We start from the raw sequence: 19,019 nt of genomic DNA on the forward strand, positions 1-19,019 counted from the left end.
AATACAGCCTTTGCCGCAGTTTATCGGCATCGTGATGATCAACCGGGTAGATTTCCGAAGCGTCCAGCAACTCAATAATCCTTGCCGAGCTGCGTTCCGAGTCTTCTGCGAGCTTGGATAGAATGACATACTCCTGTTTAAATTGCCGGATATGATCCGGAAATATTAGTCTGGCATGACGCGAATCCGTTTTGTGATTCAGATACCCTCGATTTACCAATTGGTAGCCAAACTCCTCGTTGCCCCCGAGAATCTTGGCGGCTTCCGTAACCGGCAGAGCATCCGCATTGGGACGCAGTTGGTCCAGCCAAAGCGGCAAATTCCGCTTTATCCAGAAATAGATCCCGGATTTCATAGCGTTCGTTATCGGGCTTTCGGACAACAAGCTGTCCGGCCACAATGGCCTTGATCACCTTGTAGAAACGGTATTTCAATATACGTCTCTGGATTTGATGCTGCATGATTTGCAACACGGCCGCACACGCTGCCCCCAAATTGATATTTTCGATCAGGGATTTCAGCTCCAAGCGGGAATATTGCCACGTCGAACAATAGCCCTCGCGGGGAGGGATCTCGAATTTAAAACAGCCGCTGTTTTGCAACAGGGCAAATTGGGCTTTCGTCACGCCCAGAAGTTGCGCGGCCTCCTGAGCCGTTATCAAGCCTTTCAAATGCGGTAAAACTTTTTCCAGGTCCGGGCGATAAATCGCGCATTTGGTATACTCCTTCCGGGTGCGCTCATGATGTACATTGACTTGTTTATCGGTGATGGCCCGGTTTAACACCGAAGGGGCCAGGTCATATTTCTTGCAGGCCCGGCTGAATGGATACCACAGTTGCACTTTTTTAGCATTCGTACTGAACAAGGTATGTTTTTCCGTAATGTCGCGAATCAGATGCATCGTGGCGTATCGTTCAACCACAGCTTTCAGAGGCTAAAAGGCGGATCCCGGAAATTCATGGAAGAACTGCCGGTAAAAATACACCAATCTTTTCTGCTGAATGCCAATGAAACTGGTACGGTTGATAACCGATGCTGGCACCGGACGCGCTTCCGCGTTTATCAAAAGTTCAAACAAGTCTGAAGTGGGCTGTGCTTACCGCTTTCAATATCTATGCGCGGCAGATTGACAATCAAACTAAACAACCACCTGCTAAAGCAGGTGGGTTCGAGTAACGGACTGAAAGTCCGGATACGCGTCGACTCAACGACGCGTCTTAATCCGGCTCCATCTTAAAATTATCGTTCGGGTTGGGTTCAAAATGATGCTCCAAATAATCTTTGATCATCTCTTCCTTCATCTGCCCTACTGTGGCGCAGAAATACCCTCGCGCCCAAAAGTATTGCCCCCAATAACGCTTCTTCAAATGCAGAAACTCTTCAAAGAGATAACTCGATGTCCGACCCTTGATGCGCCTCATTATTTCGCTCGGTGCCATAGTCGGTGGCGCACTTACCAAAATATGCACATGATCTTTACTTACCACACCTCGGATGATCCGAATCTCAAAAGCTTCACTGGTCTGCCGAACCAGTTCTCTAACTCGCTCGGCAACCTCGCCTTTCAAAACTTTATAGCGGTATTTCGTCACCCATACAAAGTGATACTCGATCTGAAAAACCGTATGACTGCCGTATCTGTATTCCATAGCCCACCTCTCTGGCCGCTATTATCGCTGCTAAAGCTGACCGGCTAAAGCCGGTGGTTTAAACCTTATGATGGAAAATTAAATCGATAGGTCGGGTTGTTTTGACAAAGCCAATTTACACGTTTATTATACGTATAAATTGGTTTTGGAGAAAAGGTATGGCACTCAAACTCAAACAGTACCGAATTCAGGCCGGGTTGACGCAGGCCAAACTGGCCAAGGCTGTGGGCGTCTCACAACCCAACTACCAACGCTGGGAGTCCGGCGCGTCTTCGATTCCGGAAGACAAACTTAATAAATTGGCCGAGGTATTGCAGATCGGTGCGGATGCTTTGTTGGGCAGACACCTTCCTATCGAGGCAGGGTTTTACGACGAATCGGTGGGCGAAGATCTCAATTATTACGGTGAAGTCGCTGTTTACTTTCACAGTGGCGGAAAGCCGTTGTTACTTTCGATCTCGGATGGCGCGTTTTCACGCCTGCATCAGGATTTGCAACGTAGCCTCGCATTTGTGACCGTTGAAAGTTTGTCGAATCAGACCGTCATCATTCGGACGCAGGCGATTGCCGACCTGTATTTTTCCAGCGAAGCCTATGACGATTACGGTCTCGAACATGGTCATTACGAGGATTTTATTCAGTTGCAGATGCCCGATGCACGCGATTGGGAGATTGTAGAGGCACTGTGCTGTGACGATGAGAATGGTTTGAATGAATTCGCTCCCGAAGACGTACGGCGAGTTTCAGAGCGCATCATGATTACGGACGATCAATATGGCAAGCTCGTGGCCGATGGGCTGATTAAATCGGAGGAACTGGAAAGCGAGAAAGATAAGAATCAAAAGGAAACGGATAGGATATTTGACTTGGCAATGAAGCTGACATATCAGCTATCAAGCGGACAACGGCGTAGTGTGGATGCTGTTGGAGCTGAGGCATTGTTTGAGGCCTTTTACCCGTTGGTGGATTTTGATGGTGAGCTGGATAATGATTTGATACGATTGCCCATCGCAGGTTGGCATCGCATTGTTTTTATCAATAAGAATGCGCTCGATTACGTTATGTTGCCGACACATCGTTTCGACCAGGGGCGAATGGAAATGGACGCAGAGATGCTTGATGAACTGGAATAGCAAGACGGGTTGCCGGAAAAGAAAAAATGACAGGCCGCATGTGCCAGGTATTTGGCCCATAAATGTCTTTACGAGCCGGCGCTTGAGCTTCAGGATCATCCTCGGTCTGCCGCCCGAAACCGAGACTCCGGCACCGAGAAACCAGGCAAACTGCTGAGGTTTCTGGCAGAAGGTGCCGGTAAACCGTGGTCTTGTCAGTATCCTGAGGCCATCTGGTGATCCTCCCTGAAATTGCGAGATTTCGTTAGATTTTTATCTTTAAATTATGAGATTTTTTACGAAGACCTAAATCTCATAATTTCTGAAAAAATCCCACAATTGTGAAATGAATATCTGGATGTCCGACTGGCGGGAACTGGGGAGCTGCTGCGCCGCTCTGCATGACATCGCCGGACTGATCGAGCTGGCGAGCGATTACGGGGACACCGGCGATGCTGTTCCCGTGAACTGATTGGTGACAGGCCAGCGGCGGCCTTGCTAACCCTGCTTTATGGCGCGGCCTCCTCCCACGGATTGATAACTTCAAGCCCGGGTCTCAAATGAGCTGGTGTCGCGCGTTGCCACCATCAGCCCGTGTGCGGAGGCCGTAGCCGCGATATAACCGTCTGCCTTACCGATGCTTACCCTCTTCCCTCGCCCGCGCCATCAAGTCGGCATAGGCTTTTGAAGTATCCAGATCGAAGGCTAGCACGCGGCCTGCAAAGGTCGGCAAAACTTCATACTCTAGCCGTTCCTGGTAGATCGTGCGCCGCTTGCCCTCGGGCATTGTCGCAAGGCCATAGCGCAGCTCGGCCACCGTGGCGGCAGACAGATAGAGCGTTTCGTTCGACGGCCTGGGCATCAATCCAAGCCTGCACGTTGGGATTCGGCTCGACCTTCCACAATTCGGAAAAAACGTTGGTATCAACGACGATCATTCAAACCTCATCGGCTCGGCCGGGGTCTTGTCACGGAACTGGTTAAAGTGCTCGGCATCGGTCAGGCCGCCGGCTTCGCGAGCGATGGAAACCAGCAAAGAACCGAGCTTGACGCGCTCGGGCGGGCGAGCGACGTTTTCCAAAATGTCACGAATCTCGGCCTCGGTGCTGCGGCCGTGATGGGCAGCTCGCACGCAAAGCGCGCGATGCACGGCATCGGGTAAATTTCGTACGGTCACATTTGCCATGTGTCTCAATGATTGCATGGTAAGTTGTTTGCTATCATCGCGCAAGCGCATGGAACACAGTCGCAAAAGTCCTCAATGATGCGACATGCCGCCGACACCGCCCTTTTCCTGGCGTTAAAATGTCGTGTTTATTGAAGATTTGGGCTGATTTATGTTTTAGGCCAAAACGGATAATTTCTCACCGCTGTTTTTAGCGAAATGAATATTATGAAGTGGGTAATCAGCCGTTTAAGGCAAATTTTGGGACACGCCGGACTTTGATCTTTAATAGATGTCTAATGATCATTCGAAAAATTCAGATTCTCCAGACAATGCCCATCCTGAATCTCGGCTATTAAACGACATTGCTCTTGTTCCTCCTGATGGTATTACTGACGATTGATCACATCATCGATTGAGAAATCCATGAAATGATCCTGTGCCATTGTTCAACGTTCAAAAATGGCTTTGCGACTTCAAGTAATCGTAGCAAGCGTGCCTGCTCATCAGCTTCCGGTAACCAATCGTCGGGGTCAATTGATTCCTCGAACGGTTGGCCGCGAACAACGGCATTTAGAACCATATCGGCGATTGCACGATAATGGTCGGCGGTATAGACCGATCCTGGCGGCAGTTCCAGATGATAGGGTTCCAGTCGCGACCGCGCGTCGAAAATACCGGTGTCACCCAACAAAGGCCGAGTGTTCATCAAAGTCTCGCCAGCAAGTTGATACGGCCCCGGCGGACGACCGGCAAAACCCTCAAATGTCTCTGCAAAATGCCAGTCGCCCGTACCTTCGGGCGCCGGGATGTTCAACGCCGTCAGGCCGGTCAGATAATGCTCTTTCGAGGTTTTTGGGAATGTCCGGGTTTTAACGGCTAAAAAGGTCATAGCGTTATGCTCTCATGAACAGTGATATCGGACGCCGCGTCATTCTGCGCTGTGGCAACCCGTTCAACAGTCAACAAATCGGTCTCAAACTCGCAACGGCACGATCCAACCAAGATATACACCGATTCTACCAGAAGTAAGCACATCCAAGCTTTGGCCGCCTAAATCTATCCCTGACAGTTCTTCCGTTATCCAACTCATTTCGTTCCTAATCTCCCCGCAAATTATCCGGTCATACTGCTAGAATTTGAGTTGTGTATAACGGGATGGGCTAACCTCAACAATAACAATCAGTAACGATCAACAACTCATTAGAATCGTTTATCATCCCAAATATATCCATTCGCTTCAAATTGACTGACTAGTAGATTCCCAATTCCTGCAACAACTCAATAATCTTTGCCGAACTGCATTCCGAGCCATCTCTCCCAAACTTGGATGAAATGAATTTAGGCCGCCACCGTCCAAACCCGGTTGAAAAATCGGTGATCCCGTCCAAACAAAGCAATCATTATTCTTGTTTTTAATAAGGTTTTTGTGTAATGTTCGACACCCGGTTATCCGCCAAAATCGGTCCAAGACAATTCCGACCGAGCAAACCTCGCTTCAGACCGGTTCGAGATTTTTTGGACGTAAGCGTCTCCGTACCGGAAAAAGCTTAAAATCATTATTAATGATTTTACCGGTTAAAACATTGTTAACCGTTAAAATACGTCTATCATTTTGATAACGGAAATCAGTCTTTTATAAACTGGATAAAATTCAAATGCGTAACATCAAATTGTTCGATTCCGGCGAACACAAATTCATCCTGCTGAATGAAAGCGAACCCGGCGAAGAAAGCGGGATTCGCTCCAATCAATATCTCATCGTGCATGAGGACAGTGGCGTGTTGCTCGATCCCGGCGGTTTCGGCGTGATGCCCAGCGTATTGACCGAATTGTTGCGCTATATCAAAACCGAACAGATCTGTGCGATCATTCTTTCCCATCAGGATCCCGATATCGTGGGCGGCTTGTCCACCTGGCTGGAACTGACCGATGCGCCGGTGTATGTATCGAATATCTGGATGCGTTTCCTGCCCCATTACGGTATCGCCAGCATGGCTCAATTTGTCGGCGTCCCCGATGCCGGGAAACAATGCACTATCGCGCCCGGGTTTCAACTGCAGCTCGTCCCTGCGCATTTTTTACATTCCGAAGGGCAGATCAATGTCTACGATCCGCTTGCAAAAATTCTGTTCACCGGCGATATCGGCGCGGCAATGCTGCCGGTCGATCGCGAATATGAATTCGTCGACGATTTTGCAGCGCATTTGCCTTTTATCGAAGGCTTTCACCGCCGTTATATGGTATGCAACAAAGCCGCGCGGCTTTGGGTGGAAGCCGTATCGAAGCTGGATATTGAAATACTGGCACCCCAGCATGGGCCGATTTATCGAGGCCAGTCCGTCCCCGATTTTTTGAATTGGTTCAAGGAGCTGAAATGCGGCGTCGACCTGATGACGCACAGCGGCCATTTCGCGATGGGGAACTGGAATGAATAGCGTTAAAGACACTGCGGCTTATCCTCATCATATCGAGGATTTACGCATACGCTTGATGAACCAGCTCTTTTCCCTGCTGGAAAGCCAAAGCCGGACGCGGAGCTTCGCTTCGTCCATCAGCACTTTGGTCAAACGCCTTCACGGCAAGGGACTTGAAGAATTCGAACGCGGTTTGGCGCGTATCGACGATCCATTAACCGTCGAAATGTTCCGGAATGCGATTACGGATTTTCGAAATCTGGATCTGGCATTCGATAAACTCGTCGATGAACGTCAGCGGCAATGGTATAAAAACGGCAAATACCTGAAGCAGGTGATCGACGAGCTTACCGAAACGACCGATTACCTGGCTTCGATTCTGGTCGAAAAAAGCCTGCTCGAACGGCAGAGCCAGGTTCTGGAAAACATCATCCTTTCGCACGAAAAAGTTTCGCAATGGAAGGAATTCGTTCAGGAAATACTGGCCGGATTCCACAAGATTTTTCCGTTCAATTTTTTTTTCATCGCGTTTGCCGAAGAACACGGACTGTCGTTGTATTTCTATTACATGGGCGAATACAAGGAAGAGGAAAAGCGCCAGGTCCGCATCCAGCTCGGCCAAAAAATGCTGCGGCAGCTGAATTTACCGAAGGATGTGCTTCTCGACATCGAGGAATACCAGATTCCGGGCCACCTTCGGACCGCCGACCTTTCCGATATCAGGATGCTCACCGTGCCCGTTCCCGACCACGCTTACGGCCTGGATGGACTGCTCGGCGTTGCCTATGCTTCGGTCAATACCCTGACCGCGCAGGAACGGACGATCATAAGATCACTGCTCTCGGTTATGGTCATGGTGGTCGGGTCCAGCAAGGTGTTGAGCAGAACTTTGTCCGAACTCGAATACTATTCGGTCCACGATCCGTTGACCGGCATTCATAATCGCCGTTATTTCAACGAAATGCTGGAATACGAAGTGGGGCGTTCGTCGCGTCATCACCATCAGTTCGCGGTGTTATTGCTCGACCTCGATGATTTCAAGGAGATCAATGATACCTATGGCCATCCGTTGGGCGATGAAGTATTGAAGAAAATCGCCGAATCGATCACGTCCCACCTGCGCAAGGGCGATATCGCCACCCGCATGGGCGGCGACGAATTCGCGGTCATTCTCCCGGAAACGCCGCCCGAGGGCGCCAAAATCGCCGCCGAGTCCATTCGGGCCAATTTGGAGAGCCTGGCTTTCAAATCGCCGAACGGCAAGGATTTTCACGTCACCACCTCGGTCGGCATCGTCAGTTATCCCAGGGACATGCAGACTGTCGAGGATTTGATGTCGGGCGTGGATGTCGCGCTGTACCAGGCAAAAGGTCTGGGTAAAAACGAAGTATGCGAATTCGATGCCGCCGCGCATTTAAAACAAATCATGCGCGACAGTCGCTCCGTCGCCGAGGAATTGCGCCGGGCATTGCGCGAGGAACGCATTCAGCCCTACTTCCAACCGATCGTCGATTGCAAAAGCGGCGAAATATTCGCCTACGAATCGATCGCCCGGCTGCTTGAAACGGACGGCCGCGTCACGGTAGCCGGCCAATTCATCGAGACAATCGAGAAATACGGAATGGGACGCGAACTGGACCGGATCATGGTACGGAAAGTGATCGAAGCCAATCGGCAGATCATTCATTCCCAAGGCAAACCCAAACGCTTGTTTATCAATTTGTCCGCCCAGGAAATCCAGGGCCGGGGCATTTTAGGCTACGCCGAAGAATTGTGCGCTCAGTTGGAAGTGCCGCCAAGCAGCATCGTGTTCGAAATTCTCGAGCGCGACGCGATCAGCGATATCACGCATATGGGCAAGTTCCTGACCAATCTCCGGAAAAAAGGCTTTGCGTTCGCGCTGGACGATTTCGGCAGCGGCTACAATTCGTTTCACTATCTTCGGGAACTGCGTTTCGAATATGTCAAGATAGACGGCGCCTTCGTACGCAATATCCTCAACTCGAAAATCGATCGGGCCTTGGTGCACAACCTGTCCCGTTTATGCCAGGAACTCGATATTTTGACGATCGGCGAATTCGTCGAATCTCAGGAAATCTTCGATCTATTGAAAGACATGGGCATCAACTTCGGACAAGGCTTTCATATCGGGCTGCCGCTGAACACTTTATGAATCATCAAACTAAAACACAGTTCATTGCGGTGGCTTCCATCACCTCTGAATTAACCGCCGTTATATCGATATCGAAGGAAATTTCATTGGCTGCCGCAAACGCCAAAGCCATCGCATTCCGTGCCGGAGACAAAGCCAGGGGATTTCAGCCGATTACCGATTTCATCAATGATTTGGCGAAAGAGATGATACAAAATATCGAGATTATCAACGAACTGGCAACATCATTATGCCGGATAACGATCAAGGAATATCGAAAAACGGAAGCTTTCAATAAATTTGAATTGATTACCACCACGTGCGGCTCGGCGGTTCATGCCCATTCCATGCAAAAACCCTTGGCCGACGCGAAGGCTATAGTACAGAATTGTCAGCTGCAATTTAAGCGCGACGTCGCCCTGCTGATGGATCATCTGGATACAGTAACGCAACATGCCAAAACGGCAGGAATTATTGCGACATACTCCAGAATCGAAGCGTCTCAGGCAGGCGAATACTTACAAAGTCTGCAAACCGTATCGAAAAGCGTGGATAACGCCGCCCACAAAATACACGACCATGTACAACGCTGCATCATAGCCCTATCCCGGTTTGGTTCAGCCAACAAATAAAAGCTTGCCGCCCGTTGCACGGGTAACGGGTCGTCTTTCGAACTTGGGCGCCGACCTCGGTCAGGCCTTATCGGACATACATTATTAATCTGCCAAAAACAGAGCCTCTCGTACCATGAAATCGATCAATATTTATGAAGGATCTCAGCATCAATGGATCATGTTCGGCCGGGACAAAAACAAACCCGATAACATCATCGATTCCAACCAATATATGGTACGTACGGCCAACCGCTGCCTGTTGCTCGATCCCGGAGGCTATGAACTGTTTGCTCCCATGATGGCGGCGGTTTTGCATCATGCGCCTGTTGAACAAATTACCGATCTGTTTGCTTCACATCAGGACCCGGATGTCATTTCGTCGCTGAGTCTCTGGGATCAGGCACTGCCCCACGCCAAACTTCATGCCCCGAAGATCTGGGAGGGATTTTTACGGCATTACGGCTGTGAATCGATCGAATATGTTCCGATTGCCGATAATGGCGGCAGCCTCAAACTGGAGGCGATTGAACTGCAGTTTATTCCCGCGCACTATCTGCATTCCTCGGGCAACTTTCACGTGTATGATCCGGAGGCAAAGATTTTGATGAGCGGCGACATCGGCGCCGCGCTCGAACCGGGAGAGGCGCCGCTATTCGTCGATGATTTCGAAGCGCATACGGAAAAAATGCGTTATTTCCACCAGCGTTGGATGCCCTCCAACCCAGCCAAAAAGACCTGGATCGAACGGGTTAGAAAACTGGATATCGAGATTCTGGCTCCGCAACACGGGCGCATGTTCAAAGGTGAAGATGTGAGGCGTTTCTTAGACTGGTTCGATGCTTTACAGGTCGGCATGGCAGTCTGACTCTTCCCGAGAAAAAGCTTTATCGGCGTGGCCACGGCAATCGCCCTCGCCGATCCGGGTGCGGTTTGCTGGTGCCGGGGCGCGACGTCGACGCCCGGCCGCCTGACAAGCGCCAGCTTCTATTTCAAAAGATGCGGCTTCAAATTCATGAGACAAGCAAGAGAATTGTGCAAAATTTCATCTAAAATTAAAGACATGGATGGAACCCTGGAGGGTTTGCCTGTCTGAAGAATAAATGAGATTTTTAATAAGGATGAAAGAATGAAATTAGCTTCTCTTGAAACCGCCATTGATGTTATCAGTAACGAATTGGTAAACAACAGTCCTTATCTGCCGACGCTACCCGACGTTGCCATCAACATTATGAACGCGGTTTCCAAAGAGGAAACTTCACCTAAGGATCTGGCTGCAATTATCCTCACCGATCCGGCGATATCGGCTCGTCTCATACGTGTGACGAACAGTCCGAAATTTCGGGGAAGAACCGAAATCTCCAATGTGCAGATGGCGGTGTTAAGGCTAGGCAACAACACGATCCGCACATTGGTCAACAGCATGATCACCCAGCAACTGTTTGCGCCCTCCTCGAAATTTCTGGAAAACGAATTCAAGCAAATCTGGGAGCTGAGCAGGAATGTCTCTGCCGCCAGCCATTTCCTCTGCTCGTTTGCGCCTCACCTCGACCCCAATGAGGCCATGCTTGCCGGACTCATTCACCAAGTAGGGAAATTGCCCATACTCATGATGATTGATCAATTCCCCGAATTTGAAGAGTTCAAAGAAAGCCCAACCCTCGTCGGTTTGCTGCTTGAACAAGCGCACGGCACCGCCGGCAAAATCGTGATGGATAAATTGAACTTTCCGGCGACGATAAAGCCGGTCGCCTCGGAATACAACAATTTCCGATACGATGCGGGAGCCAAGGCTGATTATGTAGACGTTGTGCAAGTCGCCTTTTTACAAAGCATTGCCGGAACCGACCATCCGGCCTGTCGAGTCGATTGCTCGATAGTGCCCGCTTTCGCCAAACTCGGACTCAGTTTCGACACCGAAACGATCACGCTCGAGAATATTTCGGACAACATCGAATTAGTCAATAGCCTTTTTGGATAATCAATCCTAGCCGCCTGTCCAACGAGCAATCTGACAAACGCTTCCGGCGCCGCTTCGACAAGATCGCCGCTTTTTTTGTTTGGCGGGAATGCCGCATCCCCGCATCCTCTTGCCGTATTTATTTTTTAATCGAATCATGAATTTTTTTCGCCAGCGCCTCGATGCCTCGCTGCGAAACTTTTTCGTGGCTGCCTTTCAGCTCGATCGCATAGCCGGCGGCTAACGCGCGATTTTTGACATCAACCAGATTCGCGATCAAATAAGAGTACAAAAAGCTGGGCTTGCTGTGCCGGCCGACAACCACCCAATCGGCGCCGGCCTGCTCGCCGAGCCTGGCGGCAAGCTCGGGAAAACGGAACAGATAACCCAAACCCGCATCGGCGGCCGCCTGGTCTTCGGCATCGACCCGAACCATTTCGTAATCGCCCGTCCGCTTCAGCGCCTGTTCCAGCAAAGGCCGGAAGGAGGCGGTACGCCGCCGCTCTTCGGGAGTATAGGGCAAAGAGGTCAGATCGTTCAGTTCGAAATCCAAAACGGCGATCCTTTCCGCAGCCTGTGCCGTGTAACCGGCGAGCAGCATAAAAACCAACACTACGAATATTGTCGAGCGATACATGCGATTTCTCCCAAAACCCGCTATTACTGCATTCGACGGCTGTGCAGATCGATAAAGTCCTGCATGCTCAAAGTAGCCACCCCATTCAGGTCATCGTCCAGAATCTCATAGAGCACGCCATCGCTGCCGCGAATGCTGAAAAAGACGATCGCGTCTTCGTCGCCGCCGCCTTCCCGGTGCGGCTCGTCGCTGGCAGGACTGACGGTATAGCGGCCGACCGGCCTGATTTCCTTCAGGCTTCCGTCGGCTTCGTACAGGCGATGTTCGCCCTGGATCACCAGCATGTGGTTCAGCACCTTGTGCCGGTGCAGAACGATCTGCGCCTGCGCGGCGAATTTGAAGAGTACATCGATAATCCTGTTCTGCCGGTCGATGTCCAGGATCGCATACTGCAAATGCGCGATATTTTCCAGGGTTTGCCATGCAATGGCGCGGTCGAAAAGAAGCGGGTTCATGCGGTTTTTCCTTAGGGTCAGTGTGTAGAATCGCACGGGAGAACGGCTCCCTGCACTCGCCCTTACTCGTGAGGCATTCGGGGCAGGCCTCAGTCTATGACAAAAAAAATCCGCCGTAAGCCGAAATCCGCCCGGAAAGCACGGGCAATTTGCCCGCTTTCGTTCCGGCGGCTTTTCACCGCGCCGGCCGTCACCTAAAATGCAGCCATCTTCGGACAAAAGGCCGGCAGGCTTGCCCATGAATCTACAAAGCCATTTGCTGTTCCGTATCGCGGCCGTCGCGCTGGCATGCCTCCTGGCCGACTCCGTCTACGTGCTGCAGAAAAGCCATCGGCAAACCCTGCAGACGATTCAGACCACCGCCGAATCGCTGGGCAGACAGTTGGAATTTCAGTTGTTGCGCATCGATGCCGGCTTCGGCCAACCCCGGACGTTTCCGGACTTCTCGCTCTGGAAAGAGACTGCCGGCGTTCCCGGCTTGTGTATCCGTTTCGAACCCGCAGACAATACCGCCGTTAAAAGTTTGTGCAACGGCGCGAAACTGTCCCCGCACGGCTCGCCGGAGAGCTTCGCCAGCCTGTACCGGGCGTTGTTCGCTCCCGGCCTCGAGATAGCGCGGCCGGTAGCCTTCAAGGGCCGCGTCCAGGGAACGCTGGCGGTATCGTCCAGCGCCGAAATGGACATTGCGCAGGCCTGGAGCGATGTCAGGAATCTGCTGGGACTTTCCGCGCTGACCATCCTGGCCGTCTGCCTGCCCGTTTACCTAAGCATCAATCGGGCATTGCGCCCGGCCGGCGTCATCGTCGCCGGATTGGAAACCCTGAGGGAAGGCAACCTGGCTCATCGCCTGCCAATGTTCGAGCTGAAAGAATGGGCGCAGACCGCCGCCGCGATCAACCAGCTGGCGGCCGCTCAACAGCAGTTGCTTGCGGAGCGCCAAAAGCTCGCCGTCCAGCTGATCGATCTACAGGAACAGGAACGCCGTTACCTGGCCCGCGAACTGCACGACGAATTCGGCCAATGCCTGGCCGCGATCAACGCGGTCGCCGCTTCGATCATCCATACGGCGGAGCGGGAATGTCCGGAACTGATCGAAGAAGCCACCCGCATCATCCGGATCAGCGAACACATGATGACTCATGTGCGCAGCCTGCTCGGAAGCCTCAGGCCCGCCGAGTTCGACGAACTGGGGCTTGCCGCCAGCCTGAACAGTATGATAGCGGGATGGAACAAACATGGCGCCGGCAAAATCCGTTACGAATCGAACATCAGCGGCGACTGCGGGACCTTGCCGGAGCCGCAGGCGATCGCGCTGTTCCGGATCGCCCAGGAATGCCTGACCAATAGCGCGAAACATTCGGCCGCCAATCATGTGGAAGTTACGCTGACGGTGGCCGAAGAGCGGGCGACTTTAACCGTCCGCGACGACGGCATCGCCGACACGCTGCCATTTCCGGAAGGCCCCGGCATCGGCCTGCTCGGAATTCGCGAACGGGTCGCCGCCTTGCAGGGACAACTGACGCTGTCCATCGCCGAGCCTCATGGATTGAAGATTGAAGTCGTATTGCCGATGCGCAGGGCGGCCGAGCCAGGCTGCGCGGCAATGGCAGCGAGCGCGGCCGGCTCCTTTTCGCCTTGGCGGGAAAGCTGAAAGGGAATAAGGATTTCGTCAAAAACAACTTCCCCCTTTGAAAAAGGGGGATCGAGGGGGATTTGTCGGATCAATCTCCCCCTCCTCTCTTTTTCAAAGAGGGGAGTGAATCATCCGCTTTTCAAAATAATCAACATTCGGGAAGTTATTTCCTACCGGACCCTAAACTTTTAACTCAACAAAATGACGGAGGAGGCCGGAAATCGATGATCAACATCCTGCTGGTAGACGACCATGCGATCATCCGCGAGGGCTACCGCGCGCTGCTGGCCAAGCAAACCGGCCTGCAGGTGATCGCGGAAGCGGCGGACGGCGCGGAGGCCTATCTCCGCTTCAAGGAATGCAAGCCGGACCTGATGGTGACCGACCTGTCGCTGCCGGGCATCGGCGGCCTGGCATTGATCGGGCGGGTCAGGCAGCGCTGTCCGGACGCCAAAATCCTGGTGTTCAGCATGCATCAGAACCCGAGCTTCGCGGTCCAGGCCAGCCGCGCCGGCGCCCTGGGCTACGTCACCAAAAGCAGCCCGCCGGACGTGCTGCTGCGCGCGATCTTCGAGGTCCATGCGGGCCGCCATGCGTTGAGCCCGGATATCGCCCAGGCGCTGGCGCTGGAAAAACTCGGCAGCGAGCGGATGGCGCTGGAGGCGCTCACGGTGCGGGAGTTCGAAGTTCTGCGCCTTTTGGTCGAAGGCCGGCCGATCGAGGCGATCGCGCAGACGCTCAACATCAGCCAGAAAACGGTCTGCAACAGCCATTACCTGATCAAACGCAAACTCGGCGCGGCCAGCGACATCGAGCTGACGCGGCTGGCGATCCGGCTGAATGTGATCGATCTGCTGGAGTTGACGGACGCGGGGAAAGCCGAAAGTCAATAGCTGACTTTATGATGCAAGCCGATTTTGGCCAACGCCGCGCCCAGGAAAACCATATTGATGCCCAGGAACAGGCCCAGCAGCCATTGCGAAGTTTCGGGCCAGGCGATCACGACGATCAACGCAAAAGCCAATCCCGTAATGCCGTTGAACAAAATCATCCTCCAACTGGGTAAAGGGCGCATCCTGAAAGCCAAAGAAATTTTGGCAATGCCTTCCAGGGCAAAATACAACGTGATCAGCATCGTTAAGGTGAGTATCCCCGAGGCAGGCCGGACAATGAACAGATAGCCCAACACCGCCTGCAAAATACCGATAAACAGCCACAATCCGAAACCGGGCATTCCGGAAAACAGCAGAGCGCGGCTGATATGCACGATCCCGCCGAACAGAATCAGCCAGCCCAAAAAAATCACCACGGCCACGGAGAAAAACCGGGGGACGACTATGGCGCAAAATCCAAGCAGGATGAAAATTATCCCTTCCGCCAGGAACAGTTTCCAATGCCGATGGAAATAGTGCTGCATTCGTTCCTGAATGAGCCGGATTTCAATATCGATGTGTTCTTTCGTGTTCATGATCTTCTCCAACTGCAAGCCATAACGAATCCTCTGCGCGAACAAAGTTCGCGTATTTATCGATAGACCATGAATTCCGCGAGTCGTTTTGGATAGCGATGCAGGCAAAGGGCTTGCCGGCCGCCGTGTAGGTCGGGCACGCTTTTTGTGCCCGAACTTTTTCGATGCGGCAGTATGAGGTCACGGTTACGGATCATCGAACGGCCTCTTCGCCGCCCAAATGTCGGGCAACGGTGAAGCGGTTGCCCGACCTACCAGGCTTGCCGACTGTCGGGAAGATTCGGCAAGGTAACCGCCCCGGTCGGCAAAAGTCCGGAGGCGGCAAACTTTGAATATCGGCCTGAAGCAGGCCGGATAATAATAAGGAAGGGATACCGGATGAGGAATTTAGGCCTACCGGAACAGCAACAGCAGGCTTACCATGCCCCAGGCCAGGCCGCCTGCGGCCGGAATCGTCAGAATCCAAGCCCAGACGATCCGCTCGATCACGGAATGTTTCAGTGCGTGAGGATTTTTCGCATAACCTACGCCCATGATCGCGGTAGAAATGCTGTGCGTGGTGGAAACCGGCATCCCGAAGTGGGCCGCCGTCAGCAAAATGGTCGCCGAGCTGGTTTCCGCAGCGAAACCGTTGATCGGGTGCAATTTGACCATTTTATGGCCCAGCGTCTTGATGATCCGCCAGCCGCCGATGGCGGTGCCCATCGCCATCACCAGCGCGCAGGTCAATACGATCCAGGTATCGATATCCTTCTCGCCTCCGTCCGGCCGCAGGAATTCGGCCCAGGCCGGCAATTGGTCGAGAGTGCCCGCGCTGTTCGCGGTAAAAAGCGACAAGGCAATGATGCCCATGGTTTTCTGGGCGTCGTTCGTGCCGTGCGCAAACCCCATGTAGCCGGCCGAAACCAGCTGGGCTTTACCGAACGCGACATTGATCCATTTCGGACGGACGCTCCGCGCCAACGCCCCGCCCAGCGAATTCATCCCACTGATCACGGCCATCAATGCTCCCATGATCACGATACCCAGCGAAAATCCGGCAATCGGCGAACTGACCATAGGAATCAAGACTTTCCAGAGCAGCCCCTTGTTCTCCGTCCAGACGTCCGCGGTTTTCGACCAGATCAGCACATCGAAATCATTGTGGCCCGCCGCCAGCGCCGCGCCGCACAAGCCGCCGATCAGCGCATGGCTGGAAGAGGACGGCAGTCCCAGCGCCCACGTGATCAGGTTCCAGATGATCGCGCCGACCAGCGCGCAGATCAACACTTCGGAGGAAATGGCCACCAGACTGGTATCGACCAGCCCCGAGGAAATGGTTTTGGCGACGGCGGTCCCGGACAAGGCGCCGAACAGATTCGTGGCGGCCGCAAGCACGACCGCCTGGGTCGGCGTCAGCACTTTGGTGGCCACAACCGTGGCGATCGAGTTGGCGGTATCGTGGAATCCGTTGATAAATTCAAAGACAAGCGCTGCCAGGATGACAAGCAAAAGCAGAGTCAGCATGGCGACCTTTTACGAGTTTTTCAAAACGATGTGATAAATGACATTGCCGGCGTCGCGGCAGCGGTCGATCGCCTTTTCCAGAATTTCGAACAAATTCATCTTGATCAGATAACGGATCGGATCGGATTCATTCGCGTAGGCATCCCGGTACAATTCGAGGATCTGGCGGTCGGCCTCGCCTTCGATCGCGTGCAGCCGATCGTTCAATTTTTTGATCCGGTCCAGATCCATGCCGTACCGCAACAATCCGATCATCTGTTGCAAAACTTCGCAGGCCTGTTCCAGCATGGCGGCGCGGCTCGCGAAATCCACGTCGCCGATTCGCGCCAGGGCAAGCGTGTAACGCTCCGCAAACTTTTCCACGATCTTGGGAATTTTATAAAGCGCGCCGTTCAAAGCTTCGATATCTTCGCGTTCGAGTACGGTAACGAAAGTGTCGACCAATTCTTCGCTGATCTGCGCGGCCAAATCCTTTTCCTGGCGGCGCGCCTGTTTAAATTTTTCCAGCGATTGCTGCGATGCAGGCGTACTCAAAAGTTCGATTAGCGCCCTCGTCGACGAACGCGCGGATTCCGCACTGGCTTCGAGGAGGCTGTAAAACTTGTCGCCTTTGCCGAAGATAGTTTGCAATGAAAACATGGTTTTTTCCTTATTTTTGCCCCGTAAGGCTTTGCTAATTCTCTCCCATTATCGCATAACCTGTTGGCTGAATATGAGAAGTTTTGGGAATGCCGATGCGTGCGACGGCAAGCAAACGCCACAAGAACTATTGCCGCCGGAAGCAAACCGGCCGGTCGAATACCCTGCCAGTCGAAAATAGGCGTCTTTACGGCGCGTTTTGAAAATCAAGGCGGTCGATCGAAAACCATGAGCAAGAGGAAAATTTATCGCTATTTGTTTCAATATTTCAATCATTGTTGTATAGTTGACATATGGATAAACAACTCGCCACTTCCCTTTTCGAATCCCTGGCTTCCGGCATCCGGCTGGATGTGTTCCGGCTTCTGGTCAAGCATGCGCCTGCCGGCCTGGTGGCCGGGGAAATCGCCGCGCTGCTGGCACTGCCGCCCACCAACCTGTCTTTCCATCTGAAGGCCATGACCCATGCGGGCCTGCTCAACGTGACCCAGGAAGGCCGGTATCAGCGTTACCGCGCCAATCTGCCGGTGATGCAGGCACTGATCGATTATTTGACCGCCGAATGCTGCAGCGGCCATGCAGAGCACTGCTTCGATGCGAAGCCGGGGAAGACCTGCTGCGACACCAACTGATTTTTTATCGTTAAGGACGATCTTTCATGAACGTTTTGTTTTTATGCACCGGCAATTCCTGCCGCTCCATTCTCGGCGAAGCCACCTTCAACCATCTGGCGCCGCCCGGCTGGCAGGCAATGAGCGCCGGCAGCAAACCGACCGGCAAAGTGCATCCGCGTTCGCTGGCGTTGCTGGAACGCGAAGGAATATCCACCGAAGGCTATTTCAGCAAATCCTGGAATGATCTGCCGGCGATCCCCGACATCGTGCTCAGCGTCTGCGGCAATGCCGCCAACGAAACCTGCCCTGCCTATCTCGGGCCTGCATTGCGCAGCCATTGGGGCGTCGAAGATCCCGCCCATGCCGAAGGCAGCGACGAAGAAATCGACGCCGCCTTTATGAAGGCATATCGCATCTTGCGCTACCGCATCGAGCAGTTTCTGCGGCTGCCTTTAAACGAACTGCAGCAGGATCGCGGCCGCTTGAAAACCGAATTGGACCGCATCGGAACCTTGCTTCCTTCATCGCTTACCGGAGAATCCGCATGAAGCGCTTTCATATTCATATCGCCGTAGACGATCTTCAGCGGAATATCGCTTTCTACAGCGCCCTATTTCAGGCCGAACCCGGCGTAATTCAGGAAGATTACGCCAAATGGATGCTGGATGATCCGCGCATCAACTTCGCGATATCCAGCCGCGGCAGAAAGCCCGGCCTTGACCATTTAGGCATTCAAGTCGAATCCGGCCAAGAGCTGGAAAATGTTCAACAGGTTTTGACCGCCGCGGCGCTGCCTGTAATCGAGCAAAAGCAGGCGGCCTGTTGTTACGCCGAATCCGATAAATACTGGACGGTCGATCCGCAAGGCATCGCCTGGGAAGCGTTTCATTCACTGAAAGGCATTCCGCTGTTCGGCAAGGACGCGGCACTGCCGACCGATCAAGCCGCTTCATGCTGTAGCCCTTCAGCTCAGTGTGGCTAGAGCCCGGCGATTTGATTC

22 protein-coding genes are annotated in these 19,019 nt (G+C 53.0%); 12 read left to right on the forward strand and 10 right to left on the reverse strand.

What is annotated here, in order from left to right; genetic code table 11:
- Positions 1–137: 137 nt before the first annotated feature.
- Together METAL_RS00115 and tnpA are read right to left on the reverse strand one after the other, a co-directional pair.
- Positions 138–902 (reverse strand): hypothetical protein, encoded by a 765-nt coding sequence (locus tag METAL_RS00115; protein WP_005368396.1) that lies wholly within the window; start codon positions 900–902, stop codon positions 138–140.
- Positions 903–1,218: 316 nt separating this feature from the next.
- Positions 1,219–1,650: an IS200/IS605 family transposase gene (gene tnpA, locus METAL_RS00120; protein ID WP_005368400.1), complete on the reverse strand. Its 432-nt coding sequence runs from the start codon at positions 1,648–1,650 to the stop codon at positions 1,219–1,221.
- Positions 1,651–1,808: 158 nt separating this feature from the next.
- Here tnpA and METAL_RS19675 point away from each other — a divergent pair, with 158 nt between their 5' ends.
- On the forward strand, positions 1,809–2,783 hold the full coding sequence (locus METAL_RS19675; RefSeq protein WP_005368402.1) for a helix-turn-helix domain-containing protein: 975 nt from the start codon (positions 1,809–1,811) through the stop codon (positions 2,781–2,783).
- A gap of 325 nt (positions 2,784–3,108) precedes the next feature.
- Positions 3,109–3,234 carry a hypothetical protein gene (locus tag METAL_RS21775; protein ID WP_005368404.1) on the forward strand — a complete coding sequence of 42 codons (126 nt, stop codon included), beginning with the start codon at positions 3,109–3,111 and terminating at the stop codon, positions 3,232–3,234.
- Between the two features lie 159 nt (positions 3,235–3,393).
- Here METAL_RS21775 and METAL_RS21350 read toward each other — a convergent pair whose 3' ends face one another.
- The 3 genes from METAL_RS21350 to METAL_RS00140 all read right to left on the reverse strand — a co-directional run bounded on the left by METAL_RS21350 (position 3,394) and on the right by METAL_RS00140 (position 4,819).
- The gene (locus METAL_RS21350) at positions 3,394–3,624 is read right to left on the reverse strand and encodes a PIN domain-containing protein (protein ID WP_245549432.1); all 231 of its coding nucleotides are present in this window, start codon (positions 3,622–3,624) and stop codon (positions 3,394–3,396) included.
- 72 nt (positions 3,625–3,696) lie between these two features.
- Positions 3,697–3,948 (reverse strand): FitA-like ribbon-helix-helix domain-containing protein, encoded by a 252-nt coding sequence (locus METAL_RS20245; protein ID WP_031430345.1) that lies wholly within the window; start codon positions 3,946–3,948, stop codon positions 3,697–3,699.
- A 382-nt stretch (positions 3,949–4,330) separates the two neighbouring features.
- Positions 4,331–4,819, reverse strand: a complete 489-nt coding sequence (locus METAL_RS00140) for a hypothetical protein (protein ID WP_005368407.1) — start codon at positions 4,817–4,819, stop codon at positions 4,331–4,333.
- Between the two features lie 766 nt (positions 4,820–5,585).
- Between METAL_RS00140 and METAL_RS00145 the strand changes: the two genes are divergently transcribed.
- From METAL_RS00145 to METAL_RS00165, 5 genes are all read left to right on the forward strand, one after another.
- Complete coding sequence (locus METAL_RS00145) at positions 5,586–6,365, forward strand: oxygen-binding di-iron domain-containing protein (protein ID WP_005368408.1); 780 nt, start codon at positions 5,586–5,588, stop codon at positions 6,363–6,365.
- Complete coding sequence (locus tag METAL_RS00150; protein ID WP_005368409.1) at positions 6,358–8,517, forward strand: putative bifunctional diguanylate cyclase/phosphodiesterase; 2,160 nt, start codon at positions 6,358–6,360, stop codon at positions 8,515–8,517. Before METAL_RS00145 ends, METAL_RS00150 begins: the two co-directional genes overlap by 8 nt.
- The gene (locus METAL_RS00155; protein WP_005368411.1) at positions 8,514–9,128 is read left to right on the forward strand and encodes a hypothetical protein; all 615 of its coding nucleotides are present in this window, start codon (positions 8,514–8,516) and stop codon (positions 9,126–9,128) included. The genes METAL_RS00150 and METAL_RS00155 overlap by 4 nt, the downstream gene beginning before the upstream one ends.
- A gap of 115 nt (positions 9,129–9,243) precedes the next feature.
- Complete coding sequence (locus METAL_RS00160; protein WP_005368413.1) at positions 9,244–9,975, forward strand: oxygen-binding di-iron domain-containing protein; 732 nt, start codon at positions 9,244–9,246, stop codon at positions 9,973–9,975.
- A gap of 261 nt (positions 9,976–10,236) precedes the next feature.
- Positions 10,237–11,088, forward strand: a complete 852-nt coding sequence (locus METAL_RS00165) for an HDOD domain-containing protein (RefSeq protein WP_005368415.1) — start codon at positions 10,237–10,239, stop codon at positions 11,086–11,088.
- 118 nt (positions 11,089–11,206) lie between these two features.
- Here the strand turns inward: METAL_RS00165 and METAL_RS00170 are convergent, their stop codons facing one another.
- Both METAL_RS00170 and METAL_RS00175 read right to left on the reverse strand, forming a co-directional pair.
- Positions 11,207–11,704, reverse strand: coding sequence for a DUF3280 domain-containing protein (locus METAL_RS00170; RefSeq protein WP_005368416.1), 498 nt, complete (start codon positions 11,702–11,704; stop codon positions 11,207–11,209).
- Positions 11,705–11,727: 23 nt separating this feature from the next.
- Positions 11,728–12,159, reverse strand: a complete 432-nt coding sequence (locus tag METAL_RS00175; RefSeq protein WP_005368418.1) for a hypothetical protein — start codon at positions 12,157–12,159, stop codon at positions 11,728–11,730.
- Between the two features lie 238 nt (positions 12,160–12,397).
- On the opposite strand from METAL_RS00175, the gene METAL_RS00180 reads away from it, so the two are divergent.
- Both METAL_RS00180 and METAL_RS00185 read left to right on the forward strand, forming a co-directional pair.
- The gene (locus tag METAL_RS00180; RefSeq protein WP_005368420.1) at positions 12,398–13,810 is read left to right on the forward strand and encodes a sensor histidine kinase; all 1,413 of its coding nucleotides are present in this window, start codon (positions 12,398–12,400) and stop codon (positions 13,808–13,810) included.
- 206 nt (positions 13,811–14,016) lie between these two features.
- Positions 14,017–14,685, forward strand: coding sequence for a response regulator (locus METAL_RS00185; RefSeq protein WP_005368421.1), 669 nt, complete (start codon positions 14,017–14,019; stop codon positions 14,683–14,685).
- Here the strand turns inward: METAL_RS00185 and METAL_RS00190 are convergent.
- The 3 genes from METAL_RS00190 to METAL_RS00200 all read right to left on the reverse strand — a co-directional run bounded on the left by METAL_RS00190 (position 14,679) and on the right by METAL_RS00200 (position 17,405).
- Complete coding sequence (locus METAL_RS00190; RefSeq protein ID WP_005368423.1) at positions 14,679–15,260, reverse strand: HdeD family acid-resistance protein; 582 nt, start codon at positions 15,258–15,260, stop codon at positions 14,679–14,681. The two genes, METAL_RS00185 and METAL_RS00190, sit on opposite strands and share 7 nt — an antisense overlap.
- 393 nt (positions 15,261–15,653) lie before the next feature.
- Positions 15,654–16,766: an inorganic phosphate transporter gene (locus METAL_RS00195; RefSeq protein WP_005368424.1), complete on the reverse strand. Its 1,113-nt coding sequence runs from the start codon at positions 16,764–16,766 to the stop codon at positions 15,654–15,656.
- A 9-nt stretch (positions 16,767–16,775) separates the two neighbouring features.
- A complete protein-coding gene (locus tag METAL_RS00200) occupies positions 16,776–17,405 on the reverse strand; it encodes a DUF47 domain-containing protein (protein ID WP_005368425.1) in 630 nt (209 codons plus the stop codon).
- 293 nt (positions 17,406–17,698) lie between these two features.
- Between METAL_RS00200 and METAL_RS00205 the strand changes: the two genes are divergently transcribed.
- From METAL_RS00205 to METAL_RS00215, 3 genes are read left to right on the forward strand one after another with little or no spacing between them, the layout of a single operon-like run.
- Positions 17,699–18,037 carry an ArsR/SmtB family transcription factor gene (locus tag METAL_RS00205; protein ID WP_005368427.1) on the forward strand — a complete coding sequence of 113 codons (339 nt, stop codon included), beginning with the start codon at positions 17,699–17,701 and terminating at the stop codon, positions 18,035–18,037.
- A 26-nt stretch (positions 18,038–18,063) separates the two neighbouring features.
- On the forward strand, positions 18,064–18,567 hold the full coding sequence (locus METAL_RS00210; protein WP_005368428.1) for an arsenate reductase ArsC: 504 nt from the start codon (positions 18,064–18,066) through the stop codon (positions 18,565–18,567).
- Positions 18,564–19,001, forward strand: a complete 438-nt coding sequence (locus METAL_RS00215; protein WP_005368430.1) for an ArsI/CadI family heavy metal resistance metalloenzyme — start codon at positions 18,564–18,566, stop codon at positions 18,999–19,001. Before METAL_RS00210 ends, METAL_RS00215 begins: the two co-directional genes overlap by 4 nt.
- Positions 19,002–19,019 lie beyond the last annotated feature (18 nt).

The sequence above is a fragment of the Methylomicrobium album BG8 genome, from assembly GCF_000214275.2.
Taxonomy (GTDB): domain Bacteria; phylum Pseudomonadota; class Gammaproteobacteria; order Methylococcales; family Methylomonadaceae; genus Methylomicrobium; species Methylomicrobium agile.